This is a genomic window from Stenotrophomonas sp. PA-6-5C (assembly GCF_021605635.1).
Taxonomy (GTDB): domain Bacteria; phylum Pseudomonadota; class Gammaproteobacteria; order Xanthomonadales; family Xanthomonadaceae; genus Stenotrophomonas; species Stenotrophomonas lactitubi.
This window is the reverse complement of record NZ_WKEE01000057.1, coordinates 1-26,787: the sequence shown is the minus strand read 5'-3', so window position 1 is coordinate 26,787 and position 26,787 is coordinate 1. Positions and strand designations below refer to the sequence as shown.

Annotated in this window: 24 protein-coding genes and 1 pseudogene; 12 read left to right on the top strand and 13 right to left on the bottom strand. The window is 66.6% G+C overall.

Annotated features, from left to right (window positions below):
- Position 1: 1 nt before the first annotated feature.
- The 9 genes from GIW57_RS19810 to GIW57_RS19770 form a co-directional block, all read right to left on the bottom strand.
- Complete coding sequence (locus GIW57_RS19810) at positions 2 to 3,169, bottom strand: discoidin domain-containing protein (protein ID WP_236512436.1); 3,168 nt, start codon at positions 3,167 to 3,169, stop codon at positions 2 to 4.
- Positions 3,166 to 4,002, bottom strand: a complete 837-nt coding sequence (locus tag GIW57_RS19805) for a carbohydrate ABC transporter permease (protein WP_089236185.1) — start codon at positions 4,000 to 4,002, stop codon at positions 3,166 to 3,168. The genes GIW57_RS19810 and GIW57_RS19805 overlap by 4 nt, the downstream gene beginning before the upstream one ends.
- A complete protein-coding gene (locus tag GIW57_RS19800; protein WP_089236186.1) occupies positions 3,999 to 4,880 on the bottom strand; it encodes a sugar ABC transporter permease in 882 nt (293 codons plus the stop codon). Before GIW57_RS19800 ends, GIW57_RS19805 begins: the two co-directional genes overlap by 4 nt.
- Positions 4,877 to 6,217, bottom strand: coding sequence for a sugar ABC transporter substrate-binding protein (locus GIW57_RS19795; RefSeq protein ID WP_236512444.1), 1,341 nt, complete (start codon positions 6,215 to 6,217; stop codon positions 4,877 to 4,879). The genes GIW57_RS19800 and GIW57_RS19795 overlap by 4 nt, the downstream gene beginning before the upstream one ends.
- A 4-nt stretch (positions 6,218 to 6,221) precedes the next feature.
- Complete coding sequence (locus tag GIW57_RS19790) at positions 6,222 to 7,826, bottom strand: glucoamylase family protein (RefSeq protein ID WP_080148417.1); 1,605 nt, start codon at positions 7,824 to 7,826, stop codon at positions 6,222 to 6,224.
- A gap of 235 nt (positions 7,827 to 8,061) precedes the next feature.
- Complete coding sequence (locus GIW57_RS19785) at positions 8,062 to 11,118, bottom strand: TonB-dependent receptor (RefSeq protein ID WP_100460566.1); 3,057 nt, start codon at positions 11,116 to 11,118, stop codon at positions 8,062 to 8,064.
- Between the two features lie 76 nt (positions 11,119 to 11,194).
- Positions 11,195 to 12,217: a LacI family DNA-binding transcriptional regulator gene (locus GIW57_RS19780; RefSeq protein WP_089238008.1), complete on the bottom strand. Its 1,023-nt coding sequence runs from the start codon at positions 12,215 to 12,217 to the stop codon at positions 11,195 to 11,197.
- A gap of 164 nt (positions 12,218 to 12,381) precedes the next feature.
- Positions 12,382 to 12,657 (bottom strand): BolA family protein, encoded by a 276-nt coding sequence (locus GIW57_RS19775; RefSeq protein WP_100460571.1) that lies wholly within the window; start codon positions 12,655 to 12,657, stop codon positions 12,382 to 12,384.
- Positions 12,654 to 12,953: a YciI family protein gene (locus GIW57_RS19770; RefSeq protein WP_025876500.1), complete on the bottom strand. Its 300-nt coding sequence runs from the start codon at positions 12,951 to 12,953 to the stop codon at positions 12,654 to 12,656. Before GIW57_RS19770 ends, GIW57_RS19775 begins: the two co-directional genes overlap by 4 nt.
- Positions 12,954 to 13,325: 372 nt before the next feature.
- Between GIW57_RS19770 and GIW57_RS19765 the strand changes: the two genes are divergently transcribed.
- Genes GIW57_RS19765 through GIW57_RS19755 form a run of 3 tightly spaced genes read left to right on the top strand, consistent with a single transcriptional unit; the run spans position 13,326 to position 16,852 of the window.
- Entirely contained in the window at positions 13,326 to 14,231 is a 906-nt protein-coding gene (locus GIW57_RS19765; RefSeq protein ID WP_089236191.1) for a ScpA family protein, read from the top strand.
- 13 nt (positions 14,232 to 14,244) lie between these two features.
- Positions 14,245 to 15,117: an SMC-Scp complex subunit ScpB gene (gene scpB, locus GIW57_RS19760; RefSeq protein WP_100460576.1), complete on the top strand. Its 873-nt coding sequence runs from the start codon at positions 14,245 to 14,247 to the stop codon at positions 15,115 to 15,117.
- A complete protein-coding gene (locus tag GIW57_RS19755; RefSeq protein WP_236512435.1) occupies positions 15,110 to 16,852 on the top strand; it encodes a pseudouridine synthase in 1,743 nt (580 codons plus the stop codon). The genes scpB and GIW57_RS19755 overlap by 8 nt, the downstream gene beginning before the upstream one ends.
- Positions 16,853 to 16,923: 71 nt before the next feature.
- On the opposite strand, the gene GIW57_RS19750 is transcribed toward GIW57_RS19755, so the two are convergent.
- Entirely contained in the window at positions 16,924 to 17,757 is an 834-nt protein-coding gene (locus GIW57_RS19750) for a helix-turn-helix transcriptional regulator (protein WP_236512433.1), read from the bottom strand.
- Positions 17,758 to 17,847: 90 nt separating this feature from the next.
- On the opposite strand from GIW57_RS19750, the gene GIW57_RS19745 reads away from it, so the two are divergent.
- A complete protein-coding gene (locus GIW57_RS19745) occupies positions 17,848 to 18,975 on the top strand; it encodes an MFS transporter (protein ID WP_236512431.1) in 1,128 nt (375 codons plus the stop codon).
- Between the two features lie 95 nt (positions 18,976 to 19,070).
- Positions 19,071 to 19,364, top strand: a complete 294-nt coding sequence (locus GIW57_RS19740) for a hypothetical protein (protein WP_108265424.1) — start codon at positions 19,071 to 19,073, stop codon at positions 19,362 to 19,364.
- Here the strand turns inward: GIW57_RS19740 and GIW57_RS19735 are convergent.
- The 3 genes from GIW57_RS19735 to GIW57_RS19725 form a co-directional block, all read right to left on the bottom strand.
- Positions 19,351 to 19,788 carry a hypothetical protein gene (locus GIW57_RS19735; protein WP_100460599.1) on the bottom strand — a complete coding sequence of 146 codons (438 nt, stop codon included), beginning with the start codon at positions 19,786 to 19,788 and terminating at the stop codon, positions 19,351 to 19,353. The genes GIW57_RS19740 and GIW57_RS19735 overlap by 14 nt on opposite strands.
- A gap of 105 nt (positions 19,789 to 19,893) precedes the next feature.
- Positions 19,894 to 20,700 (bottom strand): amidohydrolase, encoded by an 807-nt coding sequence (locus GIW57_RS19730; protein WP_236512430.1) that lies wholly within the window; start codon positions 20,698 to 20,700, stop codon positions 19,894 to 19,896.
- Between the two features lie 14 nt (positions 20,701 to 20,714).
- On the bottom strand, positions 20,715 to 21,863 hold the full coding sequence (locus GIW57_RS19725; RefSeq protein WP_100460608.1) for a pyridoxal phosphate-dependent aminotransferase: 1,149 nt from the start codon (positions 21,861 to 21,863) through the stop codon (positions 20,715 to 20,717).
- A gap of 143 nt (positions 21,864 to 22,006) precedes the next feature.
- On the opposite strand from GIW57_RS19725, the gene ccmA reads away from it, so the two are divergent.
- From ccmA to GIW57_RS19695, 7 genes and pseudogenes are all read left to right on the top strand, one after another.
- Positions 22,007 to 22,708, top strand: a complete 702-nt coding sequence (gene ccmA / locus GIW57_RS19720) for a heme ABC exporter ATP-binding protein CcmA (protein ID WP_236512441.1) — start codon at positions 22,007 to 22,009, stop codon at positions 22,706 to 22,708.
- Positions 22,705 to 23,400 (top strand): heme exporter protein CcmB, encoded by a 696-nt coding sequence (gene ccmB / locus GIW57_RS19715; protein WP_089236201.1) that lies wholly within the window; start codon positions 22,705 to 22,707, stop codon positions 23,398 to 23,400. The genes ccmA and ccmB overlap by 4 nt, the downstream gene beginning before the upstream one ends.
- A gap of 43 nt (positions 23,401 to 23,443) precedes the next feature.
- Positions 23,444 to 24,208, top strand: coding sequence for a heme ABC transporter permease CcmC (gene ccmC / locus GIW57_RS19710; RefSeq protein ID WP_099821181.1), 765 nt, complete (start codon positions 23,444 to 23,446; stop codon positions 24,206 to 24,208).
- Positions 24,189 to 24,272: pseudogene (locus tag GIW57_RS23825) on the top strand (hypothetical protein); the annotation flags it as partial. The gene ccmC and the pseudogene GIW57_RS23825, both read left to right, overlap by 20 nt.
- The gene (locus GIW57_RS19705) at positions 24,241 to 24,390 is read left to right on the top strand and encodes a heme exporter protein CcmD (protein WP_329605777.1); all 150 of its coding nucleotides are present in this window, start codon (positions 24,241 to 24,243) and stop codon (positions 24,388 to 24,390) included. The pseudogene GIW57_RS23825 and the gene GIW57_RS19705, both read left to right, overlap by 32 nt.
- Positions 24,387 to 24,848 carry a cytochrome c maturation protein CcmE gene (gene ccmE / locus GIW57_RS19700; protein ID WP_236512428.1) on the top strand — a complete coding sequence of 154 codons (462 nt, stop codon included), beginning with the start codon at positions 24,387 to 24,389 and terminating at the stop codon, positions 24,846 to 24,848. The genes GIW57_RS19705 and ccmE overlap by 4 nt, the downstream gene beginning before the upstream one ends.
- Positions 24,849 to 26,768, top strand: coding sequence for a heme lyase CcmF/NrfE family subunit (locus GIW57_RS19695; protein ID WP_236512427.1), 1,920 nt, complete (start codon positions 24,849 to 24,851; stop codon positions 26,766 to 26,768).
- Positions 26,769 to 26,787 lie beyond the last annotated feature (19 nt).

Sequence of the window (26,787 nt, the reverse complement as noted above, 5' to 3'; positions counted from 1 at the left end):
GTTACTGCCCTTTGCGTTCGGCGCGGCGCACCGCGCTCGGCACGTCGATCTCGACCCGTGCCGGCAACTGGTGCACATGCAGCTCGTTGTTGATCCATTCCACCGTCTCGCCATTGACCGTCGCCTGGCCGGGTTCGCCTGCATACGGCCATGGCAGCACCACGCCGCCGGCAGGTGGCACCAGGCCGGGCTGCACCTCCAGCACCAGCTGCTTGTCACTGCGCTGCAGGCGATAGTTGAGCTGCCCCTGCGGCGTGCGCAGGCCCTGCACGGCGATGCCCTCGCCCTGCAGCCAGGACACCGGGATACCCGCAGCAAGCACCAGCGCCTCGTCCGCATCGCGGTTGTAGGCGAACATGTCCAGCGCCGAGCGGACGAAGTCCGAGGCCACCCATGCATGCGGCAGGTCACCCACGAAGAACGGCTTGCGCGGCGTACGCGAGACCACCTCGGCCCACTGGTTCCAGGCCTGCGGCGCGCGATCCTTGAAGAAGAACTCGGTGGCCTGCCAGGCGCGATCGCGCCAGCCCAGGCGCACGAACGCGGCGACGTTGCGCCATTCGTACGGCGTGTAATCCTTCCATTCGCGCTTGCCATCGCGGCGCGCGACGAATTCGTTCCAGTAGCGCTGGAAGGTTGCGTCCAGCGCCTCCTGCGGCAACCGCCCCTGCTCGCCGCCTGGTGCCAACGCGATCGTGGTGGAGGTCGCGTCGAAGTCACCCAGCTCGGCCGAACCCGGCAGGTAGTCGATGCGATGCTGCTGCATGGCCGCCAGCAGCGAGGCCTGCAGGTCGTCACGGAACTGATCGCGCGATTCGCTGATCTGCATCGCCTCGACCTTGCCCAGCTGCGCCGCCAGCTGCGCGGCGTCCTTGTAACCCCGCAGCGCCCAGAAGTTGTCCCAGTACGAATGCATCGGCTTGGCCGAATAACCCTCGTGGCTGATCGAGGCCGGCATCATCCCGTAGAAGGCGGCGTTGCGCGCACGGTTCTCCTCGGTGCGCTCGCTGCCCCGCAGTTGTTCCATGTAGCTGTAGGCACCCAGCACATGCGGCCACATCTGTTCGAGGAAGGCGGTGTCGCCGGTGTAGCGGCCATATTCGGCGATGTTGTAGATCAGCTCACCGTGGCTGTCGTTCTCCGGCACAGGGTCACTGCCACGCGCATCGACGCAGCACGGCACCTTGCCGTTTTCAAACTGATAGGGCGCATACCACGTCACGTAGTCGCGCACGGCATCGCTGCGGCCCATCCGCAGCAGGCCTTCGGAGATCATCGCGCCATCGCGGATCCAGCTGCGCGCGTACGAGCGCGTACCCGGCTGCAGGCGCGGGCCGACCCGCGAGATCAGCATGTGCGCCACTGCGGTGCGCAGGGTTTCCACCAGCGGTTGGCCGGCAGCCGGCACCTGCAGGGTCACTGCGCCCAGCTTGTCGCGCCACATTGCCGCGACCTGCTGCTGCGCCTTGGCCACGTCCAGCGCCTGCGGTGCCCAGCTGCCGGTCTGCGGCAGCACGATCGCCACCTCGCGGCTCTGCCCGGGTTCGAGCTTGATCGTGTACAGCAGCGCACCGGACGCCATGCCGGTCGAATCCTTCACGGCGGTGGTGCCGGGCAGCTTGCCGCTGGCCAGGTGCATCGCATCCAGCTTGCCGTCGAAGCTGCTGGCAAAGCGCGCATCCGGCACCTGCAGGGGATACAGCCGCGGTTCGCCATTGATGCGCACCAGCTGCTCGCCCACGTCCAGGCTGTCGATGCGGCTGAAGCCGCCCACCGTGTTGAGGAACTGGGTGGGCGGATTGACCTGCCATGGACGGATCGCCAGCGCCAGGGTGTATTCGTGCGCGACCTTGTCCGGATTGCTCAACCGGTAGCGCCCGATCAGCTGCGCGCGTTCGGGCGTGCCCTGCACGAAGCTGGTGACCGACAGGCCGGCCTTCTCGTGCACCCAGTCGACCGTGGCGATCGGCAGGTAGCGATCCTGCAGCGACTGGGTAATGGCAACGTCGGCCCAATCCAGCAGCTTGCCGTCAAGGCGGATGAACGGCTCGATGCTGAAGCTGCCCTTGGCCGGCTCCAGTGCGCCGTCCTCACTGATCAGCGCCTGTTCCTGGCCACCGTCCAGGCCAAGCAGGGTCCAGTACGGCTGCTCGCCGACATAAGCACGCGGCAATGCGCCACGCGGCAGGTCGGCCGCCACCGAGGACAGGAAGGCATTGGGGGTCGCGGCGAACGCCAGCGGCTTCAGGGTGATGTCACGGATGCCATAGCGCCAGTTCGGCCCGCCCTGCAGGTCGAAACGCACATAGCGCGCATCTGTGTCGGGCAGTGCCAGCCAGTCGCGGCCGCCGGCACCGGCGGTCACTTCGCGCACGGTACGCCAGTCACGACCGTCCTCGGAGGTACGCACGGTGTAGCGGTTCGCTTCCAGGTCCGGCAGCCAGTCGATCACCGCACCGCCGATCTCGCGGCTCTTGTGCAGGTCCAGGCTGATGGTCTGCTGCTTGACCCCGCCGCTGATCCAGAAGGTATCGGACTTGCCGTCGATCATCCGGTCCTGCAGCGCGGTTGCGGTATCGGCGATCACCGAGGGCCGCAGCGCGGAATCATCCTGCGCGGGCAGGCCCTGCAGGGTCAGCTTGTCGAAGCACACGGTGCCACGGCCGCCGACCTTGCTGTAGATCGTGAACTCCATCGACGCGCTGCGCGTCATGTCCTTCTCTGGCGATGGCCCCCACGCCTTGTCGATCTGCCGGCGGCGGTACTCCACCGGCGTCCACGCCTTGGGGAAAGCGTAGCCGGGGCGATTGACCCACCACACGTTGTCGCCGCTGGCGTCGATCAGCTTGAACTGCAGGTCATTGGCCGGCGAATCACCGCGGAGCTGGAAGCCAAAACGGTAGTTGGCCGGGTACTCGATGTTCAGCGGGCGACGGAGGCCGACGTAGCCGGAGACCTCATGGAAGTCGTAATCCAGGCACAGCGCGCGGCCACCGCCGGCACCACTGACCGGCCGCAGCGAGCCGCTGACCTGGTCGGACAACACCAGCTTCCATGCGCTGATGTCGTCGAAATCATCCAGCACCTTCGGCGCGGGCAGCGCCGGTGGTGCGGCGATCGCCAGGGAAGACCACAACAGGCCCAGTCCAACGGCGATCGCACGCTTCATCCCTTCACGCTCCCCAGCAACAATCCTTGGATGTAGTACCGCTGCAGCACCAGGAACAGCGCCAGCACCGGAACCACGGTGACCACTGCGCCGGCCATCATCATTTCCACGTCCATGATGTGTTCGCGCGAGAGGGTGGCCAGGGCCACCGGCAAAGTGTAGTGCTCCTGGTCGGTCAACACGATCAGGGGCCACATGAAATCGTTCCATGCGCCCATGAAGGTGAAGATCGCCAGCGTCACCAGCACCGGCTTCAGCATCGGCAGCACGATCTGGAAGAAGATCCGCAGCTCCCCTGCCCCGTCGATGCGCGCCGCTTCCAGCAGCTCATCGGGAATCGAGCGGGCGTACTGGCGCACCAGGAAGATGCCGAACACGCTGGCCAGCGCCGGCACGATCACGCCGCCGAAACTGTTGACCAGGCCCAGCTGCTTCATCAGCAGGAACAGCGGCAGCATCGCCACCTGGGCCGGGATCACCAGCGCCGCCATCAGCACCTGGAACAGGCGCTCACGACCGACGAAGTTGAGCTTGGCGAAGGCGTAGCCGGCCATCGTGTTGAGCAGCAGCGAACCGAGGGTGATCGCCAGCGACACCAGCAGGCTGTTGGCGAAGTTCCCGCCCATGCCGGTGCGCGCGAACAGCTCCGTGTAGTTGTGCGTGGTGATGCTGGACGGCAGCAGCGGCGGCGGGAAATGGGTGGCCTCACCCTGCGGCATGAACGAGACCGAGAGCATCCACAGCAACGGTGCCAGGCTGACCAGGGCCAGCACCAGCAGCGCGCCGTTGATCATCCACGGGTGCCAGCGTGACTGGCCGATTTCACGACTCATACCAACTGCCTCTTGCGGCCAAAGCGCAGCATCACGGTGGTCACCGCCAGGATGATCAGGAACAGCAGGAACGCCACAGCCGAGGCGCGTCCCAGGTTCCACCACTTGAAGCCTTCCTCGAACATGAAATACAGCACGCTGACGGTGCTCTGCAGTGGGTCGCCGCGGGTCATCACATAGGGTTCGGCGAACAGCTGGAAGTAACCGGAAACGGTAATCACCCCGACCACCAGCAGCACCGGGCCGAGCATCGGCAGGGTGATGTGCAGGAACTGCTTCCAGCGCGAAGCGCCATCGATGCGCGCGGCCTCGTACAGGTCATGCGGGATCGCCTGCAGGCCGGCGAGGAAGATCACCATGTTGTAGCCGAAGTTCTTCCACACCGCGAACAGCATGATGGTCGGCATGGCCCAGTTGGGGTCGCCCAGCCAGTCGATCGGGCTGATGCCCAGGTGGCCCAGACCGTAGTTCACCAGACCGTAGCTGGTGTGGAACAGGTAGCGCCAGATCACCGCCACTGCCACCAGCGTGGTCACCACCGGGGCGAACAGCGCCGTGCGGAACAGCGCCTTGAAGCGTGCCGCCGGGGCATTGAGCAGCATCGCCGCGCCCAGCGATACGCCGATCGACAACGGCACGCCGATCACCACGAAATACGTGGTGTTCCACAGCGACTTCCAGAACATCGGCGTCTGCAGCAGGTCGATGTAGTTGCCGAGACCCACGAAGCGCAGGTTGCTGCTGTCGGCCAGCGCGTACAGGTCGAAGTCGGTCACGCTCAGCGCCAGCGCCGAGGCTACCGGCAGGCCGAAGAACACACCGAGCACGATCAGCGAGGGGCCGGCGAAGATCCAGCCGGCAAGGGAAGAACGTTTCATTGCGGGCTCCCGGCCGCGACTGCACTGGTCGAACCCGAGGGGGGTGCGCTGCGCTGCAGGCGTTGTTGTTCATGCATCCAGCGACGCTTGGCCAGCACCTTGTCCACGCGCTGGTCCAGTTCGGCCACGGCCTTGTCCTGCGGCAGGCCGCCACGCACCACCTGTTCGGTGACGATGCGCATTTCCTGCACGATACGCTCCCATTCGAGCACCTTCGGGGTCGGCTTGACACGCTCCAGCTGGTCGCGGAACGCGGCGGCAAGCGGATCGTTGGCCAGCGACGGCGCGTTCCACGTGCTGCGGCGCGGCGGCAGGTCGCCGATGATCGCGTGGAAGCGCGCCTGTATTGCCGGCCGCGACAGGAACTCGATCAGCTTCCAGGACGCTTCCTTCTGCTGCGACTTGCGGAAGATCACCAGGCTGGTGCCACCGGCGATGCCCGCGCCCGGACCCTCCGGGCCCGGCAGCGCGGCGGTGCCCCACTGCCCTTCCAGTTCCTTCGGCTGCAGCTTCTTGAACTCGCGGATGTTCCACGGGCCGGAGATGTAGAACACGTTGAAGCCGCGGAAGAATTCATCCCAGACGTTGGAGATCTGCGTCTCGGACATCTTCGGCGCCCAGCCCTGCTCGAACATGTTGGCGTAGAAACCGAGCGTGCGACGGAAGCCAGGGCTGGAGAAATTGCCGCGGGTGTCATCGTCGCGCAGCAGCGGATCGGGCTGCTGCAGCGCCAGCGACAGCTGCTGCTCGAACTCGTTGATCGGCATCAGCACGGCATAACGGTTCGGGCCCTGCATGCGCTTGATCGCGGCCATCTGCTCGTTCCATTCCGCCCAGGTGCGCGGCGGGTGGTCGAAGCCGGCCTTGGCCAACAGGTCCTTGCGGTAGTAGATCAGGCGGGTATCGACGTACCACGGCACGCCGACCAGCTCGTCGTGGATCACGTTGGTATCCCAGATGCCCTGGAAATAGTCCTTCGGATCGACCACGGTCGAGCGCTGCACGAACGGCTGCAACGGCGTCAGCGCGTTGAGTTCGGCGAACTCGGGCACCCAGGTGTTGCCGAGCTGGCATACGTCGGGCAGGCCATCGGCAGCGAACGCGGTCAGCAGCTTCTCGTGCGCGGCCGTCCACGGGATGTTCTGCACATCGACCTTGATGCCGGGGTTCTCCGCTTCGAATTCGTGGATCAGCTCGCTGACCACTTCGGCCTCGCGGCCCATCGCCCAGAAGCGCACGGTGGTGGTGCCCTGCTCCTGGCGGGCACAGCCGGCCATGACCAGCGCGGCCAGTGCAGGCAATGCCCAGCGTCGCAGGCGGTGTTTCCAGTCGTGCACCTTGTTACTTCCCCTGGCCGGTGTTGCGGTTGGCATTGTTTTTCTGTTCCTGCGCGGCGGCCGCACGTGATTCAGCGATACCGACCGCACGTGCCGCCGCGGCCTTCTCATCCTTCTGCAGCTCCAGCGGCTGGAAGGAACCTTCCGGCGCCAGCCAGCCACCACTGAAGCCCGCCCGTTCCAGGCCCTTGCGGATGTACGGGTTCTTCTTCATCACATCCCAGACGAAGTCGTTGCGGTAGTTGGCGATCATGGTCAGGATCGGGCCCTGGTCGATGGCGATGTAGTCGCTGGCGACCCAGCCGCGATCAGGCACCACGCGCCCGGTCTTGATCGGGATGTCGTAGTTGAAACTGGGATTGAACGAATCCAGGAAGCCATAGCTGGAGTAGATGTAGTCGCCGTAGCGCTTGTGCATCTCCAGCGTGGCCGGGATCACTTCCTCGGGCGCAAACACGACCGAGGAGATCGCCGCGGTTGGCGCGATCGTGCCGTCATCGAAGTTCTCGCGCAGGCCTGCGCCGCGCGAAGAGTAATGGCGGAACTGGCGCTGCTCGCCGCGGTATTCCTGGGTGGTGTTCTGCGGACCATCGCTGGCGGTCAGGCCCCACACGTTCTCGCCGTACTCCTTCCAGTTCATCGGATTGGCGATGGCGTACTCACGCTGGGCCAGCGCGGCCGAACGGCTGTTGAGGAAGTAGGTGCTGCCACGCTCGCGCATGTAGGCATCCTGGATGTCGCGGAAATCGATCCAGACGTGGCTGTACTGGTGGCCGAACAGCGGGCCGAAGGACAGGTATTCCTGGCCCTGGTAGACGCCCCAGTCGTTGTCGTAGGTCCGCGTCCACACCGTCCACGCATCCGGGCTGACCGGATGGCTGGGCGAACCCAGGGCGAGGATGTACACCATCATCGCCTCGTTGTAGCCCATCCAGTCATGGTCGATGAAGCCGTTCTCGGGGAACCAGCCCATCGAGATCAGCGGCGCACGCTGCTGCAGCCACGGCCAGTCGACCTGCTTGTACAGGGTGTCGGCGATCTGCCGGATTTCCTTCTCGCGCGGATCGTCGCCGTCGTAGTACGACTGGGCGAACAGCACGCCCATCATCAGCAGCGCGGTGTCCACCGAGGACAGTTCCACCCAGCTGTCGTAGCGGCGCCCTTCCTGCATGTCCAGGAAGTGGTAGTAGAAACCCTTGTAGCCGGCCTTGCCGGTGCGCTGCGGGCCCATCGGCACGTCGCGGAAGAACTTCAGGGTGGTCAGCGTGCGGTCGATCGCCTGGTTGCGGCTGACCCAGCCGTTCTCGATGCCGATCGGATACGCGGTCAGGGCGAAGCCGACCGAGGCGATGCTGGCGAACGGCCGCGACGGATAACGGTCCGGGGTGAGGCCGTTGATCTCGTTGGTGGTATCCCAGAAGAACTGGAAGGTGCGGCGCTCGATGTCGTCAAACAGCGGCGGCAACTCGGGCTTCATCGGCCGTGGCGGTGCGTCCGCCTCGATCAGGATCACCGGCGGACGCGGCTTGGCAGGCTCCTGCTGGGCCGGTTTGCAGGCGGCGATGGCCAGGGTCATCGCAGCGGCGGTCATCAGGTGGCGTGCCTGCATGGCGCGGTTCCTCCGGTGGGCTGATCGATGAAAGAGCATAACGTCCAATGACCTGAAATCGTTTACAAAGTGCGGTCTTAAAAAACCACGGAAACGTGGTCGGTGACACCGCGATCATTGCCCACGCCATTGCCCCCTGTCTGGCAATGGCGTGGACAATGGACCGGCCCGGAGGCCGGCCATTGCCGGTGCCGCCGGCGAACCGGCGGCACCATGTTGCCTCAATTGCCTGTGATCAGAAGCGGAAGCCCACTTCAGCCTTGACCTGACGCGGCGTACCAATGATTTCGCCGGTCTCGTTGTAGCTGGCCTGCAGCTTGCCGTTGGTCTTGACGTAGTTGTAGGTGGAGAAGTTGTCGAAGTTGAACACGTTGATGATGTCGATACGCGCGTACAGCTCGGTATCGCCCGGCATCTTGAACGTCTTCGTCGCCTGCAGATCCACCGAACGGTAGCCGAAGATCTTGCCGCCCAGCAGGAACTTGCCATTGGCGTTGGGCACAGCCGCCTGCGGCGTCGGCAGGTTGTAGCCGCTGGCCTGCGGCACCGGGTACCAGTCGTTGACGGCGGTCGGGGTGGCAAGGGTGATCTTGCCGCCGAAGGTGATGCCCCAGAAGCCCGCGTACGAACCGGTGACCACCAGGCGGTGGCGCGGCGCGCCGTTGGAACGGATGGTCGGGTAATCGCCGATCAGACCGCGGTCAAAGGCGTACTTCTCGTTGATGTCGCGGTTGTGGCGCGCGGTCGTCCAGGTATAGGCGATCGAGGTGCCCCAGCCGCTTTCCTGGGTGAACGGCTTCTGCGCCGACAGCAGGATCTGGGTAGCGCGGGTCTTGATGCCCTGCTGGCCGATGATCAGGCTGCCGAAGCCCGGCACGTTGCAGCTCCAGGCCTGGCTCAGGCCCGGGTCGGTGCCGCCGCACAGGCGCGGGTCATCGAAGAACTGGCCGGTCGGGTAGCGGTTGCCCAGGGTGAAGGCGAACCCGTCGTAGCTCAGCGTGCGGGCGATGGTGGCATCGGTCAGCCAGTCACCGATCTGGTTGCTCATGCCCAGGCTGAACTGATCCGAATACGGAGCCTTCAGCTTGTTGTTCAGCAGATCGACTTCCAGGCCCGCATTGCTGGTCGAGCCGACCAGCGACTGCAGGTTGCCGATGCCGTTGAGCAGGTTCGGGTTCCAGTCATAGCAGGCGGCCTGGCCGTTGATGCAGGTGCCGGTAGCCGGGTTGCGGAAGTAGATCGTCGGCTGCGGCAGGGCCAGCTTGGTGGTTTCCAGCTGCAGGTTGTCGAACAGGTCGCGGTCGTAGGAACGGCCAGCACCACCGTGGATCACGTGCTGCTCGTCGGCGTTGATGTCATACGAGAAGCCCAGGCGCGGCTGCCAGGCATCCTTGAACGCCTTGCGGTTGTGGCCGTTGCTGATGTAATCGCTGATGTCCAGGCCGCCCAGCGCCAGCGAATCGGCGTAGGTCTGGCCAGCGGGGCCGCGCGGATCCTGCGAGTAGATCGCGTCGACCACCTGCTGCGGGGTCACGAAATCCAGGTAGGACGGAGTCTTTTCGTAGTCCCAACGCAGGCCGATGTTCAGCTGCAGATGGTCGTTGACCTGCCAGTCGTCCTGGATGAACACGCCGTACTGCTTGGACTTCGAACGCACTTCGCCGGACACGCCCGACACGCCGGTCACCGGCTTGACGAACTGCGCCTTGTACGGAATGGAATCCGGGAAGTCCGGATCGCCCAGGCTGTAGGTGAAGGTCGGGTTGATCTGCGCCGCATCGGAGGCGTACAGATCGATCGCCTTGTACTTCACGCCCATCTTGATGGTGTGGTCGCCGGCCCACTGGATGCCGTCCAGGGTCAGGTTGTCTTCGATCGACCAGCCCTTCTGACCCTTCACCTGCGAATCCAGCGCCGAGGCGCCACCGATCTTCACCACGGTGCGGTCTTCGGTGCCGTCCGGTGCGGTGTAGGTAATGCCGTTGGCCAGGGTCAGCGGCGTCGGGTTGTTGAACGAATCTTCGTGGGTGACCATCATTTCGTTGTAGTAACGCTCGCCGCTGTGGTTCCAGCGCAGGGCGTAACGACGGTCGGTGTTGACTACTTCACGGCCGGCTTCCGGCGAGGTCTGGCCGCTGAACTGCGACTGGGTTTCATCGCGGTCCTGGAAGGTCAGCTCGATGCGATCATTGTCGGTCGGCTCGAAGTCGATCTTGCCGAAGATCAGATCCTGCTGGAACGGCTGGCTGGCCGGGCCCAGGCCGGCGGCGCCGACGGCCGGCAGCAGGCCGGCAGCACCGGTGACCGCGCCGTCCGGCGCGATGGTGACCGGCAGGTCGAAGCGCTTGGCTTCATAGGTGACGAAGAAGTGCGCCTTGTCCTGGATGATCGGGCCACCCAGCGCGAAGCCGTATTCCTTCTCGGCCGAGACCATCTTGTCCTTGCCGCCCTGGCGCTCGGCCGGGGTCTTGGCGCGCATGTCCTCATCGGTGTAGCGGTAGAACGCCTCACCCTTGAATTCATTGGTGCCGGACTTGGTGGCAGCGGTCACTGCAGCGCTCGACACCTGGCCGTACTCGGCCTTGTAGTTGCCGCTGATGACCTTGTATTCGCCGATGGCCAGCTGCGGGAACGGGTTGCCGGCGCTGCCGGACTGGCCGGCCACGCCGCCGCCCTTGACGTAGCTCTTCTGGCCCACGCCGTCGATGTAGACGTTGGTACCGTCGGCATTGGTGGCGCCGCCGCGCAGCGAAGTGTTGCCCTTGGCATCACGGGTGAAGATCAGGCCCGGCACCGCGTCGGCGAACTCGAGGAAGTTGCGCGACACCTGCGGGGTGGTCTGGATCTGCTGCAGGCTGACGGTCTTGCCGACTTCGGAGGTACGCACTTCCTGCAGCAGGGTCGGCGCAACAACGTTGACGGTGTCCAGGTTGGTGGCGGCGGTGGTACCGGTGCCACCGGCGGCAGCGCCAGCGAAGTTGAGCGTCGAGGTCGAGGCGACCGTGACGGTGACCTTCTGGGTCTGGCCGTTGGCAACGACATTGTAGGTGCCCGGGTCCAGGCCCATCAGCGAATAGCTGCCGTCGGCGCGCACGGTGCCGCGACGCACGGTGCCGGTGGCGACGTTGGTAGCGGTGACTTCGGCACCGGCCTGCGCGCCGGACACCTGGCCGCGCAGGCTGGCGTTGGCCGACTGCGCCATGACGTTGGGAGCGGCGGCCAGCATGAGGCAGCTGACCAGGGCGGTGCTCAGCAGCCGGCGCGCCGGCGTGCGGATCGTGGAATGCATCATCAACTCAATCTCCGGGTGGCGGTGACCGCTTGCGCGGCACCTGCGATCAATCAAAAAAGAAGGAACGCCTCTGGCTTCAATGGCCGGATGGCGGAGTGGTGGAATCGCGAACAATCAGGCGCGGGACCAGGGTCTGTTTGTCCCCTGTCCCATCCGTGGAGGTGCCGTCCATCAACTGCAGCAAGCGCGACATCGCCCGATCGCCCAGTTCGGCGATGCTGACCTGCATGGTGGTCAGCGACGGGTGGACGAAACGCGCAAGCGGAATGTCATCGAAACCGGCCAGGGCGACATCGGACGGCACATGGACACCTGCCTGCGCGAAGGCATACAGGCAGCCCAGGGCCATCATGTCGTTGGCGGCGAATACGGCATCGGGCAGCGTGCCGGCTGCCAGCAACTCCTGACCGGCGCGATGGCCGGAAGCTTCGTCGAAATCACCGGGCAACTCGATCCCCTCGGCGCCACCGCCAAAAGCCGCCAGCGCGTCACGGAAGCCGCGCAGGCGCTCACGCGCGTCGAAGTTGAGGTCCGGGCCAGAAATGAATGCAATGCGCCGATGGCCGGCGTCGAGCAGGTGGCGGGTCATCGCCATCGCCCCGGCATGGTCATCGATGCTCAACACCGGATGGTCCTGCCCAGGCAGGTAGGTGTTGATGAGTACCGTCGGCAATGCCTGCGGCAGGTTGTCGGTCAGGAACCCCGGGCTCTCCGCATAGGGCGAGAGCACCAGCAGACCGTCGACCCGGCCGCGCATGGCACGAAGGGCTGCGCCCTGCTGCTCCTGGTCGCCGTGATAGCTCGACACCAGCAGGTGCTGGCGCCGGCTGCGGGCGACGTTGTCGATGCCACGCATCAGTTCGGAGAAGAATTCGCCGTACAGGTCTGGAAGCACCACGCCCACTGTATTGGTGCGGCGGCTGCTCAGGCTGCGGGCGGCGGCGTGCGGGGTGTAACGCAGCCGGGCGGCCACCTCCAGCACAAGCTGGCGGACCGGTTCGGCGACATTTTCATGCCCGTTGAGCGCGCGCGAAACGGTGGCCACAGAGACCTTGGCTTCACGGGCGACGTCTTTGATTGTTATGGCTGCTTTGTTCACGAAGCCGCCCTCCACGGCTTGGATCTACCAGCAATGGCGCGGAATGTAAGCGTTTCCATCTGCGCTTGTAAACAGTCCGTTAGGCGAATGTCCCTAAACGGACACAGAAATCTGTCCCTGGCAGGCCCCTCGATGGACCTGCCAGGACAGCTCGGGACAGGGTTTCAGCCCTGCTCTGACGGGGTGTGTGCGCGGATGGACAACGCGTGGATGTCGGTTTCCATCAGCGTGCCCAGCGCCGCGTAGACCGCGCGATGACGGGCCAGCGGAGCCATTCCCGCGAAGCGCTCGCTGACCACGTGCACGTTGAAATGGCCGCGACCATCGCGCGCTCCGGCGTGGCCTGCATGGCGATGACTGTCGTCTTCGATCTCAAGCACGCTGGGGGCCAGTGCTTGTTGCAGCGCATCACGAATCTGCTCGATCCGTTTCGCGTTCACGGCAGCACCTTGCGGAACGGACGCACCTGCACCCGCACGTAGACGCCCGCGGCGACGTAGGGGTCGGCATCGGCCCAGGCCTGGGCCTGCTGCAGCGAGTCGAAGCCGGCAATCACCACCGAACCGCTGAATCCTGCCGGGCCCGGGTCTTCGCTGTCGATGGCCGGACACGGTCCAGCCAGAAGCAGGCGGCCTTCATCGCGCAATGCGGTCAGCCGCGCCAGGTGCTCGGGCCGCGCCTGCAGCCGCTGGGCCAGTACATCCTGGCCGTCATATCCTTCAATCACGTACCACACCGGCATTTCCTCGCTCGCGTTGCTGGTGAAGCGATTCTAGCCAATCCCGCCCCCTGCCCAGCCTCGGCTGGACACTGGCGCGGCAAAGGCTTACCCTAGCAACCATTGCACGTGGCTGGATGCAGCAGCCCGTCGGTTTTTGCGGCCAACGCAGCCCCCGACGACCGACCCGCTGCTTCGAACCGGTCCACTCGACCGGGCCCCGTAGACGACCTCCCGTAGTCCTGTCGCTGCCGTGTCCTGCGGAGCGTCCTGTTGTTTGATGTGTGGAACCGCGCCGAGACAGGCGTGCCTGGTGTCCTGGCGGTCCGTGGCAGTTGCCCGGTATGCCAGCTGCCGCGACTGGTCCGTTGCAATCCTGATCTCCATTAGATGACTTCCGAACTCGCGCTCGACGCGAACACGCCAACCCGGCCGCCCGCCCCCCAGCAGCAGGAAATGCCGCTGGCCGTGGTGCATGGGCAACCGGTCCTGCAGATTCCGCAGGACCTGTACATCCCGCCGGATGCGCTGGAAGTCATCCTGGACGCCTTTGAAGGACCGCTGGACCTGCTGCTGTACCTGATCCGCCGGCAGAACCTGGACGTACTGGATATTCCCGTGGCCGAGATCACCCGGCAGTACGTGGAATACATCACCGTGATGCGCGAGCTGCGCTTCGAGCTGGCCGCCGAGTACCTGGTGATGGCGGCGATCCTGGCGGAAGTGAAGTCGCGCATGCTGCTGCCCCGCCCGCCCAGCGTGGAGGGCGAGGAAGCCGATCCGCGTGCGGAGCTGGTGCGACGGCTGCAGGAGTACGAACGCTTCAAGCAGGCTGCCGAGGACATCGACGCCCTGCCCCGGCAGGACCGTGACACCAGCGTGGCGCATGCCTTCATGCCCGAGCGCGCCGCAGTGAAGCTGCCGCCGCCGGTGGACCTGAAGGAAATGCTGATGGCGCTGCACGACGTGCTCAAGCGCGCCGAGCTGTTCACCGGCCACGCGATCAAGCGCGAGGCACTGAGTGTCCGGCAGCGCATGGGCGAAGTGCTGGGACGGCTTGAAGACGGCAGGTTCTATCGTTTTGAAAACCTGTTCACTGCCGAAGAAGGCAAGCTGGGCGTGCTGGTCACGTTCCTGGCCGTGCTGGAACTGGCCAAGGAGCAGCTGCTGGACCTCGTGCAGGAAGAACCGCTGGCGCCGATCTACGTGAAGTCCCTGGCCGCCGGCAATACCAATGCCCCGCTGCAGTTCAGCAGCGAATTCGACGACAACGACGCCGCCAATGAAAACGAGTGAGCGCTGACTGCCGATGGATCAAACGCTGATCAACCGCATTGTCGAAGGTGCGCTGCTGGCCTCCAGCCAGCCGCTCACCCTGGCCCAGCTGAAGGACCTGTTCCCGGAAGATGAGCCGGCGCCACCGGGCAGCATCGAACGTGCGCTGGAACGGCTGCGCGAGAGCTGCCAGGACCGTGGCGTGGAACTGGTGGAGGTGGCCTCCGGCTTCCGCTACCAGGTGACCGCCGAAGTACATGGCTGGATCAGCCGGCTGTGGACCGAACGCAAGACCCGCTATACCCGCGCCACCCTGGAAACGCTGGCACTGATCGCCTACCGGCAACCGATCACCCGTGGCGAGATCGAGCAGGTGCGCGGCGTGGCGGTCAGCAGTAACATCATCCAGGCGCTGGAAGAGCGCGAGTGGATCCGCGTGGTCGGCCACCGCGACGTACCCGGCAAGCCTGCCCTGTTCGGCACCACCAAGGGCTTCCTGGACTACTTCGGGCTGAAACGCCTGGACGAACTGCCGCCCCTTTCCGAGCTGAAGGACCTGGGCGACCTGGAACCGCAGCTGGCGCTGGATCGCGACGCACCGCCGGTCGCCAGTGCCGACGGCCCGGACGTGAGCGCCGACCCGGACGCCGCTGCAAATGACGACACCGGCATGACCGCCGGCGACACCCCCGATTCTGCCGACGCACGTCCTGCGGCGGCCGACGATGAGCAAGCACCTTCGCCCTCCGATGATGGGCACCCCGATTCCGCGCCGGGCGAGCGCGCGGTGACAGTGAACGAACGCGAAGACAACGCCGTCGCGAAGACGACCGTGGCTGTTGACCAAGCCGATTCCGAACCAGAGGCCGACCTCGAAACCGTCGGCCGGAGCAAAACTGATGAGTGACACCCCCCGCAAGCCCTCGTTGAACAAGCTTTCGCTCAAGCGCGAAGCCACGTCCGAACAGTTCAAGCTGGAAGAACGCCTGCACAAGGTCCTGGCCCAGGCCGGCCTCGGCTCGCGTCGTGCGCTGGAACAGCGCATCGCCGAAGGCCTGGTCAAGGTCAACGGTGAAGTCGCGCAGACCGGCATGTCGGTCAAGAGCGGCGACAAGATCGAGCTCGACGGTCGCGGCTTCGTCGCCACCGCGCTGGCCGAACCCTCGCGCGTACTGGTTTACAACAAGCCGGAAGGCGAAGTGACCACCCGCGAAGACCCCGAAGGTCGCCCGACCGTGTTCGAATCCCTGCCGGCGCTGAAGGGTGCCCGCTGGATCGCCGTCGGCCGCCTGGACATCAACACCACCGGCCTGCTGCTGGCGACCACCGACGGTGAGCTGGCCAACGCCATGATGCACCCCTCGTTCGAGGTCGAGCGCGAGTACGTGGTGCGCGTGCGTGCCCCGGAAGGCGAGGACAAGGTGCCTGACGCCGTCGTCGACCGCCTCACCCGTGGTGTCGCGCTGGAAGATGGCCCGGCCAAGTTCGATGAGATCGAACGCATCGGCGGTACCGATTCGCACGACTGGTTCCGCGTCGTGGTGAAGGAAGGCCGCAACCGCGAAGTGCGCCGCCTGTGGGAATCGCAGGGCTGCCAGGTCAGCCGCCTCAAGCGCACCCGCTACGGCAAGGTCAGCCTGCCGCGCGAACTGGCCCGCGGCCAGTCCGTCGAACTGCCGGGCAGCCAGGTCGAAGCGCTGCGCGCCGAACTGAAGCTGGAAGAAGGCGCGCCGTCGGCCCTGACCCTGCAGCCGGTGATCGGCCAGCGTCGTGCCGCCAAGACCACCGTGCGCGTGCGCGAAGGTGGCCGCGGCAATGCCTACGTCAACGGTCACAACACCGCCGATGAAGGCCGCGAACTGCGTCGTTTCGACAACGTCCGCGAAGATCGCGGCCGCGGTCGCGGCGGCAAGGGTGGCGGTGGTTTCAAGGGCGGCCTGACGGTCAGCGGTGAAGCCGCAGCCAAGCAGTCGCAGCGCCCGTTCAAGCAGCGCGCGCCGAAGAACGACCGCTCGCTGCCGGAAGGCAACCCGGCCGCATTCCGTACCTGGTACGTGCCTGATGGCGTCAGCACTGGCCCGAGCGGCCACCGCAATGCCGGTCCGGGCGCACGTGGTCCGGGCGCACGTGGCCCGGGTGCCCGTGGCCCGGGCGCAGGTGCAGGTGCAGGCGGCCAGGGCCGTCCGTACGGCAAGCCGAAGGGTCCGGGCGCAGGCGCCGGTGGCGGCCAGGGTCGCGGCGGCTACGGCGGTGAAGGTCGTGGTGGCTACGGTGGTGAAGGACGTGGTGGCGCCGGCGGCCAGGGTCGTCCGGCCGGTGCGGGCAACCGCTCGCAGGGCCAGGGCAACAAGCACCCGTACGGCCATCCGGGCAATGCCCCGAGCTTCCCGTCCGACCACGCCAATCCCGGCTTCAGTCCGTACGGCACCTCGCGTCCGGCCGGCAACGGTCGTCCGGGCGGCAATGCGAATGCACGTCCGGGCGGCAACCGTGGTCCGGGTGGTCCGGGCGGCAATCGCGGTCCGGGTGGCCCCGGTGGCAACCGCGGTCCCGGCGGCCCGGGTGGCAATCGCGGCCCGGGTGGCCCCGGCGGCAACCGTGGCCCGGGTGGCCCGCGGCGCAGCGGCCCGCGCGGCGGCTGAGCGCTGAAGCAACCGACATGAAGAACCCCGGCTCCGGCCGGGGTTTTTCTTTAAACAGGGGACGGAGGGGATCAAGTCGTTTTTGCCAGACTGTGTGTCGAACGGGCGAAAGCGACTTGATCCCCTCCGTCCCCTTTTGCGTGGCGCTGGAAGGCGGCGGGTGTGGTGCCAGCCATGCTGCGGAAGAAGGCAATGAACGGGCTCTCTGCCGAGAAGCCGGTGTCCTGCGCGACGTGTGCGACGCGATGGCCAAGCAGCAGCAGTTCCATCGCCCGCATCAGGCGCCATTGCTGGCGCCAGGCCTGGTAGCCCATGCCGGTGTCGCGCTGCATCAGCCGGCCCACGGTGCGCACGCTCAAGCCCGTGCGTGCGGCCAGCTCCCCCAGTTCGGGCGGCAGGTGTTCGGCCAGCGGCAGGCAACGTGCGATGCGTGGATCGTGCGGCAATGGCAGGTCCATCGGCGCTACCGGTGCGGCGGCGATCTCCAGCAAGCACAGCGCGAGCTGGTGGTGCGCACGTGGCGCCTGCCAGTCGTGATCGAACGGTGCCTGCGCGATCGGCTCCAGCAGCGCCTGCAGCAAGGGCCCCACCCCGATGATTGCCGGCTGCTGCGGCAGCTGTGCCGACAGCGTGGTATCGAAGTACAGCGAGCGGTAGTCCACCGCCTGACGCATCTGCGCCCGATGGCGCAGGCCGCCAGGGATCCAGGCCGCGCGCGACGGCGGCATCAGACTGATGCGGTCACCAAACGTCAGCCGCGTGCAGCCCTGCCGCGTGTACAGCAGCTGCGCACGCGCGTGCTGATGCCAGCCCGAATCGTGATCGGCCAGCGACGAGGCAATGCCCAGCACCGGCGCGTCCCAGGCATCGGCATCGAAGTGCGCATCCGGCTGCAGCCAGGCCATGTCCGATTTCCTACACTTTCTGTCAGGACCGACAGATTGCGCCAATGCGCCGGCCACCACAATGCGCGGCCCCGATTCCGGAGCGCCCGCATGTCGCGTCGCCTGTTGCTGCTCACCATCGCGCTGCTGATGTTCCCGCAGCTGGCCCAGACCCTGTACAGCCCTGCCCTGGCCGATCTCGCCGGGCGCTTCGCACTGCCCCCGGGCGCCGCCAGCCAGGCGATGAGCCTTTACCTGTTCGGTTTCGCCACCGGTGTCGCGCTGTGGGGATGGCTGGCCGACCGTATCGGCCGCCGCCCAGCCCTGCTCGGCGGCCTGGCCGTGTTCGCACTGGCGGCCTGCGGAGGCCTGCTGGCCAGCACGTTCGGCCAGGTCCTGCTGGCCCAGGCACTGGCCGCGCTGGGCGCGGCGGCGGCCTCGGTGGTGACCCAGACGGTACTGCGTGATCACCTGCAGGGGCCGGCCTTGGCGCAGGCGTTCTCGTGGATCGGCATGGCGCTGGCATTGAGCCCGGCGATCGGGCTGGCACTGGGGACGTTGCTGGTTGCCACCCATGGCTATGCCGGCGTGCAGGCAGGCCTGCTGCTGATTGCCCTACTGCTGATGCTCGGATGCACCTCCGGCCTGCACGAGAGCCGCCCTGCCAACGTCGGGCACACCCCTCTGCTGCCACTGCTGCGGCAACTGCTCTGCGACCGCTGGATCTGGTCACAGGCGCTGCTGGTGATGGCATTCAACGTGGCCATGTACAGCTGGTACGCGCTGGGCCCCTTCGTGTTCGAGCGACTGCACTGGCCGCTGGCCTGGTTCGGTGCCAGCGGCGCGCTGCTGGCGCTGGGTTCGGCGCTGGGCGCCTGGGGCAATGGCCGCCTGCTACGCGCGGGCGCGTGCGCCACCACCCGCATCCAACTCGCCGCAGGGCTGGTGCTGGCCGGTGGCCTGTTGGCTGTGCTGCTGCATGATCGACCCGCTCTGGTCGTGGCGATGGTGCCGGTGGTAACCGGCTTCGGCCTGGCCATTCCCAATGTGCTCGGCCAGGCCCTGCGCGGCTATTCGCATTGCCTCGGCAGCGCAGGCGCGCTGTTCGGCCTGCTCTATTACCTGTTGATCGGCGTGGCGATGGCCGTGGTCGGTGCACTGCAACTGCTGGCACCGACGCTCATCGCATGCGGGCTGCTTGCACTGTGGCTGCAGCGGCCGCGCGCCGTTGTGGCCTAGGAATTATTGCAAAGGCCATCCACTGTGCGCTGCTTCCGGAATCGACCCCAATGCACTGGCTATCGTGCGTACTCCCCCCAACGAGGCAGATGCCCATGATCACCATCACCGCCGAACAGGCCCGCGCAAACGCAGATGCCGCTACGCGTCCTGTCGACCAGTACTACCGCGATCTCGACACGTCGATCCAGGCGGGGTCGGAAAATGGCCGCCGCTACATCGTGTTCGGCTTCAGCCAGGCATTGGCCAGCGAGCGGCTCGTCGAGGGCGTCGTCGCGCAGTTGCAGAAGAATGGCTTCGAGGTCGAACGACTGCCCAGCGATGCCGAGCAGCATTACATCCGCATCAGCTGGGAAGGAACCGCGCCGGCCCGGCTCAACGCCGGCTGATGGTGAACGCGGCGCCGTCCACGCCCAGGTCCCAGCCCTTGCCGGTGCCGGACAGGGCCAGCGAGATATCACCCTTGGTCATTACCTGCGCGTTGCTGGACTTCACTGCACCCGCGTGCGCGCCTACCGAGGCGTAGGTGCCCAGCAGCTCGCCGACGCTGCTGGCGCCGGTGAAGCTGCCACGGCCATCGGTGATCTTCGACTTGCCGACGGTCAGGCCGCCGCCCTTCAGCTGGATCCGCACCGGCATGCTGGCGCCGTTGGTGCAATGGATGGTGCCGTTGCCCGAGGCGGTCTTGTAGATCAGCGACCAGCCCGACAGGTTGTAGCGCAGCTGGCAATCGAGGTTGCCACCAGCCTGCGCGGCCGGGGCCAGGGAGGCGGCGGCCAGCGCCAGCAGCAGGGCAAAGGGCTTGGTATTCATCGGCAACACGTCCACATCGGTCGGAATGTGGGCGAATCTAGCAGCGCGCGCGTGCACGTTGGATGCAGGCACGCGCGGTGAGGCGGCAGGCGTTCAGCCGCCGTATCAGGCCTGCACATCCAGATGGAAGGCGTCGGCATCAAGCATCGCCGGGAAGCGTGCACGGTGCGAGGCCAGCGCTTCGGCGGAGATGGTGGTGGTCACCACCTGCTCGCGCTCGCGGATCTCCACCTGCGGCTGGCCGAGGAAGTCGATGACCGCACTATCGCCGGCGTAATGCAGCTGGTTGCCGTCCACGCCTACGCGATTGACCGCAGCGACGAAGCACAGGTTCTCGATCGCCCGCGCGCGCAGCAGGGTCTTCCACGCATAAGCGCGCGCCGACGGCCAGTTGGCGACGAAGATCTGCAGGTCGAAGTCCAGCTGTTCAACACGCTCGACGTTGTAGCGGTTGCGGCAGAACACCGGGAAACGCAGGTCGTAGCAGACCTGCGGATTGATCCGCCAGCCCTTCCATTCCACGCACAGGCGGTCGCGGCCGGCGGCATAGCGCTCGTGCTCGCCGCCGTAACGGAACAGATGGCGCTTGTCGTAGTACTGCAGGCCACCGTCGGGCGTGGCGAACAGCAGGCGGTTGTAGACGCCCCCGCCATCGCGCAGCTGCACGCTGCCGATCACCGCCGCGTTCAAGGCCTTGGCCTGTTCGCGCACCCAGGCCACGGTCGCGCCTTCCATGCCTTCGGCCTGTGCAATGGCCTCGTTGGAAAAGCCACTGGTGAAGGTTTCCGGCAGGATCACCAGATCGGTAGTCCCGACCAGCGGCGCCAGCAGCGCACCGTAGTAGTCGCGGTTGCCGGCAGGGTCGTGCCAGCGGGTGTCGCCCTGGACGAGGGAAATGCGCAGATCCTGCATGCCGTCTACTCCGCTCACAGCAGGCGCAGGCGTTCGATCGCCGCGTCCAGGGTGGCCTCGTTCTTGGCGAAGCACAGGCGCACCAGGCGCTGGCCGACCGGCGCGGTTTCGTAGAACGGCGACAGCGGGATGGCGGTGACGCCCTTCTCGATGGTCAGCCACTTCACGAACTCGTGGTCCGGCAGGTCGCTGATGGCCGAATAGTCGACCAGCTGGAAGTAGCCGCCCGGCACCGGCAGCGCCTTCAGGCGGGTGCCAGCCAGCTGCTCGTGGAAGCGGTCGCGCTTGGCTTCATAGAACGCGCCCAGTTCCAGATGGTGCTGCGGTTCGTCGCGGATCATTGCGGCAAAACCGTACTGCGCCGGGCCGAAACTGGTGAAGGTGTTGTACTGGTGCACCTTGCGGAATTCAGCGCTCATCGCCGGCGGCGCCACCGCATAGCCGATCTTCCAGCCGGTGCAGTGGTAGGTCTTGCCGAAGCTGGAGATGACGAAGGTGCGCTCGCGCAGCTCCGGGTAGCGCAGTGCCGATTCATGGCGGCGGCCGTCGTAGATGATGTGCTCGTACACCTCATCGGAGATCAGGTAGATCTGCGTGCCGCGCAGCACATCGGCCAGCGCCTGCATGTCCGCTTCGTCCAGCATCGCGCCGGACGGGTTGTGCGGGGTGTTGACCATCAACAGGCGGGTGCGCGGGGTGATCGCCGCACGCACGCGGTCCCAGTCGACGGCGAAGGTCTGCGGATCCAGCGGCACATGCACCGCCGTGGCGCCGGCCAGCTCGATCGCCGGTTCGTAGCAGTCGTAGGCCGGGTCGAGCACGATCACTTCCTCACCGGCACGCACCACGGCGTGGATGGCATTGAAGATCGCCTCGGTGGCGCCGCTGGTAACGGTGATCTCGGTGTCCGGATCGATCTGCGCGCCGTACAGGTCCAGCGACTTCTGCGCGATGGCCTGGCGCAGCGGTGCCACGCCGGTCATCGGCGGGTACTGGTTCAAGCCAGCGGCCATCGCCTTGCTGGTTTCGTCGATCAGCCGCTGCGGCGCGGAGAAATCCGGGAACCCCTGGCCGAGGTTGACCGCGCCATGTTCGGCGGCGAGCTGGGACATCACGGTGAAGATCGTGGTACCGACCTTGGGCAGCTTGGTGTTCGGTTGCATCGGCCTGGGCTGTGGGGAAACAAGGGCTGGAAGTGTACGAAATCCCGACCCTGCCTGCGGCGCCGACGGTAGCGCCGGGTCATGCCCGGCGGCTCTTTGCACATGCCACACCGATGGCAAGCCGCGCCGCGTGCTCGCCGGGCATGGCCCGGCGCTACCGGGTCACATTCACCGTTACAATTGCCGCCGCACTCCCGCATGAAGACCCCTGCGCCTTGAACACCCCTGCATTGCTGGCCGCCAGCGGCCTGAGCTTCTCCCGCAATGACGAGCCGGTGTTCGGCCCGCTGGACTTCCACGTGGATGCCGGCGAGGCGCTGCTGGTGCAGGGCGGCAACGGTGCCGGCAAGACCACCCTGCTGCGCGTGCTGTCGGGCCTGGCGCGCCCGGGCGCGGGCCAGGTGCTGATCGACGGCAAGCCGGCCAGCAACGCCGAGCGTGCGCGCTATGTCGCCTACCTCAGCCACCTGCCGGCGCTGAAGCCGGACCTGGACACGCTGGAGAACCTGCATTTCCTGTGCGGCCTGCACGGCCGCCGCGCACGGCAGATGCCGGGCAATGCGCTGGCCATCGTCGGCCTGGCCGGCTACGAGGACACCCTGGTGCGGCATCTGTCGGCCGGACAGAAGCGGCGTCTGGCGCTGGCCCGCATCTGGCTGTCACCGGCACCGCTGTGGCTGCTCGACGAACCCTATGCCAACCTCGACCTGGAAGGCATCAACCTGGTCAACCGGATGATTTCCGCACATCTGCGCAGCGGCGGCGCCGCCCTGGTCACCACCCATGGCGCCTATGCGGCCCCGCCGGTACGTACCCGCCAGCTCGATCTGGGCGGTGAAGCATGATCGCGCCGGGCACTGAACCAGGCCTGTGGCAGACCGCCCGTGCGCTGGTGGCGCGCGACCTGCGCCTGCTCTGGCGCCGTCGCGGCGATGCGCTGCAGCCGGTGCTGTTCGCCCTGCTGGTGGTGGTGCTGTTCGCCCTCGCCCAGGGCCGCGACCCGCAGCCGCTGGCCGCCACCGCCGGTGCGGTGCTGTGGTTGGCGGTACTGCTGGCCGGGCAGCTGGCGCTGGATTCGCTGTTCCGCTCCGATGCCGAAGACGGTTCGCTCGAACAATGGCTGCTGGCGCCGGTGCCGCTGGCCTGGCTGGTGCTGGTGCGGGTGCTGCTGCACTGGGCGACCACCGCCCTGCCGCTGATCCTGCTGAGCCCGCTGCTGGCGGAAATGCTGCATCTGCCGCATGACCAGCTGCCGATGCTGCTGGCATCGTTGCTGCTGGGAACACCGTTGTTGAGCCTGATCGGTGGCGTGGTCGCGGCACTGACCGTCGGCATCCGGCGCTCTGGTATTCTCGTGGCGTTGCTGTCGTTGCCGTTGTACGTACCGGTGCTTGTCTTCGGTGCTGGCAGCCTGGCGGCAGCCAGCCGCGGACAGGATCCGGTCGGTGCGCTGCTGATGCTGGGCGCCGGGCTGGTGATCGCCCTGGTGCTGGCACCGCTGGCCACCGCTGCTGCGATCCGTATTTCTCTGAGTTGACCGAGCTGAGAGCCAATCCACCCCTGCTGGATAGCCGCCACGCATGAATCCGATCGTCCGCTGGTTCCATCAACTCGGTTCGCCCCCGACCTTCGATCGTTTCGCTTCACGCTGGTCCCGCGTGTTCTACGCCGCGGCAGTTCCTGTGCTGCTGATCGGCCTGTGGCAGGGTCTGTTCGTGGCGCCGCCGGAACAGAACCAGCACGATGCCTTCCGCATCATCTACATCCATGTCCCCAGCGCCTGGATGAGCCTGTTCGTGTTCGCGCTGATGGCTGCCTACGCCGCCATCGCGCTGATCTGGCGCATCAAGATCTGCGAGATCCTGGCGATGGCCTGTGCGCCGATGGGCGCCGGCTTCACCCTGATCACCCTGCTGACCGGCAGCATCTGGGGCAAGGGCACCTGGGGCACCTGGTGGGACTGGGACCCGCGCATGACCAGTGAGCTGATCCTGCTGTTCCTGTACCTGGGCGTGATCGGCCTGTACCACGCCATCGAAGACCGCCGCAGCGCCGCACGCGCGGCCGGCCTGCTGGCCATCGTGGGGGTGGGCCTGCTGCCGATCATCCGCTATTCGGTGGACTGGTGGGGGGCGCTGCACCAGCGCCAGTCGATCAACGTGTTCGGCGAGAACGCGGTGCGGCCGGAACTGATCGCCCCGCTGTGGTGGATGGTGGTGGCCACCAAACTGTGGTTCGTCGGCTCGCTGCTGGCCAAGGCGCGTGCCGACAACATCGCGCGCGAGGCCGGCAAGGCCTGGATCGGCGAGCGCTTCGGCACCGCGGATGGGGAGGCACGGCAATGACCCATCTGCCCTACCTCATCGCCGCCTTCGCGGTGTTCCTGCTGGTGCTGGCCTGCGATGCCCTGGGCTCATGGCTGCGCCTGCGCAGCGCCCGACAGCTGGCGCAACGCCGCCAGCAGCGGCTGCAGGCGCGTGGCAACGCGGCGGCACAGGCCCCGCTGGCTACCGAGCTCAGCCGATGACGCCGGTACAGCGACGCCGCATGATCTGGGTGCTCCTGCTGCTGCTGGCCTCCGCGTTGGCGACCACCCTGGTCGCCTTCGCCCTGCAGCGCAACATCGCCTACCTGTACACACCTTCGGAAGTGCTGCGCGGGGACGTCGATGCGCAGTCGCGCTTCCGTCTGGGCGGCATGGTGGTGAAGGGGTCCTTCGATCGGCCCAGCGGCTCACTGCAGGCCCACTTCGTGGTCACCGACGGCGATGCGACGCTGCCGGTCAGCACCGACCGCATCCTGCCGGACATGTTCCGCGAGGGCACCGCGGTGGTCGCCAGTGGCCGCCTGCAGGACGGCATCTTCGTCGCCGACGAGGTGCTGGCCAAGCACGATGAGAACTACGTGCCCAAGGAAGTGGCCGACAAGATGGGCCAGGCCCATCGCAAGCATGATGTGCCGGTCACGGCGCCCGAGGTGCGCTGAGTGCTTCCCGAATTCGGTCAGATCCTCCTGCTCTGCGCATTGTTGGCCTCGCTGCTGCAGGCAGTGCTGCCGCTGGTCGGTGCGCAGCGCGGCAACGACGCATGGATGTCGGTTGCCCGCCCGGCAGCCTTTGCCCAGCTCGTGCTGCTGGCCGGCGCCTTCGCCGTACTGACGGCGGCCTTCGTGCAGCAGGACTTCTCGGTGCGCTACGTGGCCGAGAACTCCAATTCACTGCTGCCGCTGATCTACCGCTATTCGGCGGTGTGGGGTGCGCACGAAGGCTCGCTGCTGATGTGGGCGCTGGTGCTGGCGCTGTGGACCGGTGCGGTGGCGCTGTTCTCGCGGCATCTGCCGGCACCGGTACAGGCGCGCGTGCTGGCGGTGATGGGCGTGGTCAGCGTCGGCTTCCTCGCCTTCCTGATCTTCACCTCCAATCCGTTCCTGCGCTTGAACCCGGTGCCGCTGGAAGGCCGTGACCTCAACCCGCTGCTGCAGGATCCGGGGCTGATCATCCATCCGCCGATGCTGTACCTGGGCTACGTCGGCTTCGCAGTGCCGTTCGCCTTCGCCGTGGCGGCGCTGCTGGAAGGCCGCGTCGATGCACGCTGGCAACGCTGGACGCGGCCCTGGACCAACGTGGCCTGGGGCTTCCTGACGCTGGGAATCGCACTGGGCAGCTGGTGGGCGTACTACGAGCTGGGCTGGGGCGGCTGGTGGTTCTGGGACCCGGTCGAAAATGCCAGCTTCATGCCGTGGCTGGTTGGCGCGGCGCTGATCCATTCGCAGGCGGTGACCGAAAAGCGCGGCGCCTTCGGCAGCTGGACGCTGCTGCTGGCCATCGCGGCGTTCGCGCTGTCGCTGCTGGGCACCTTCCTGGTCCGTTCCGGCGTGCTGACCAGCGTGCATTCGTTCGCGGCCGATCCTTCGCGTGGGCTGTTCATCCTGATCTTCCTGTCGGTGCTGGTGGGTGGCAGCCTGCTGCTGTATGCCCTGCGTGCGCCGCGGCTGGCCGTGGATGCCGGCGATCCGCGCCGTGGCTTCACCGCGACCTCGCGCGAAACCCTCCTGCTGGCCAACAACCTGCTGCTGGCCAGCGCCTGCGCGATGGTCCTGCTCGGCACGCTCTACCCGCTGCTGGCCGATGCGCTGTCGCTGGGCAAGATCTCGGTGGGTCCGCCGTACTTCGGCAGCCTGTTCCTGCTGTTGATGGCACCGATGGTGATGCTGCTGCCGTTCGGTCCGCTGGTGAAGTGGCAGCGCGACCAACCCTCGCGCGCACTGGCATTGCTGCTGCCATGGGCCGGCCTGGCCGTGCTGCTCGGCGCCTGGGCCTGGTGGCAGGCGCCGCAGAATGGCTGGAAGGCAGGCATCGGCGTCGCCGCCGCAGCCTGGGTCGGTCTGGGCACCGCCCGTTTCGTCTGGCAGCGCCTGCGTGGCAATGGCCGCTTCACTGCCGAGATGCTTGGCATGATCGTCGCCCACGCCGGTGTCGCGGTGTTCCTGGCCGGCGCACTGCTGGTGGAAGCCTTGAACGTGCAGCGCGAAGTCGCGCTGTCGCCGGGCCAGCAGGTGGTGGTCGCCGGCCACGAAGTGCGCTTCGAGGGTGTGGACCACCGCGAAGGCCCCAATTTCATCGCTGACCGCGGCCATCTGCGGGTGCTGCGCGATGGTCGCGAACTGGCCCTGCTGCATCCGGAGAAGCGCCAGTACGCCAGCGGCGGCCAGGTGATGACCGAAGCCGGCATCGATGCACGCCTCAGCGGTGATGTCTACGTGGCATTGGGCGAGCCGCTGGGCAACAATGCGTGGGCGGTACGGGTGCACATCAAGCCCTTCGTGCGCTGGATCTGGCTGGGCGCGCTGTTGATGGCCCTGGGCGGATTCATCGCTGCCGCCGATCGCCGCTTTCGTCGTCCGTAGGAGTACCCCATGTCCGAGT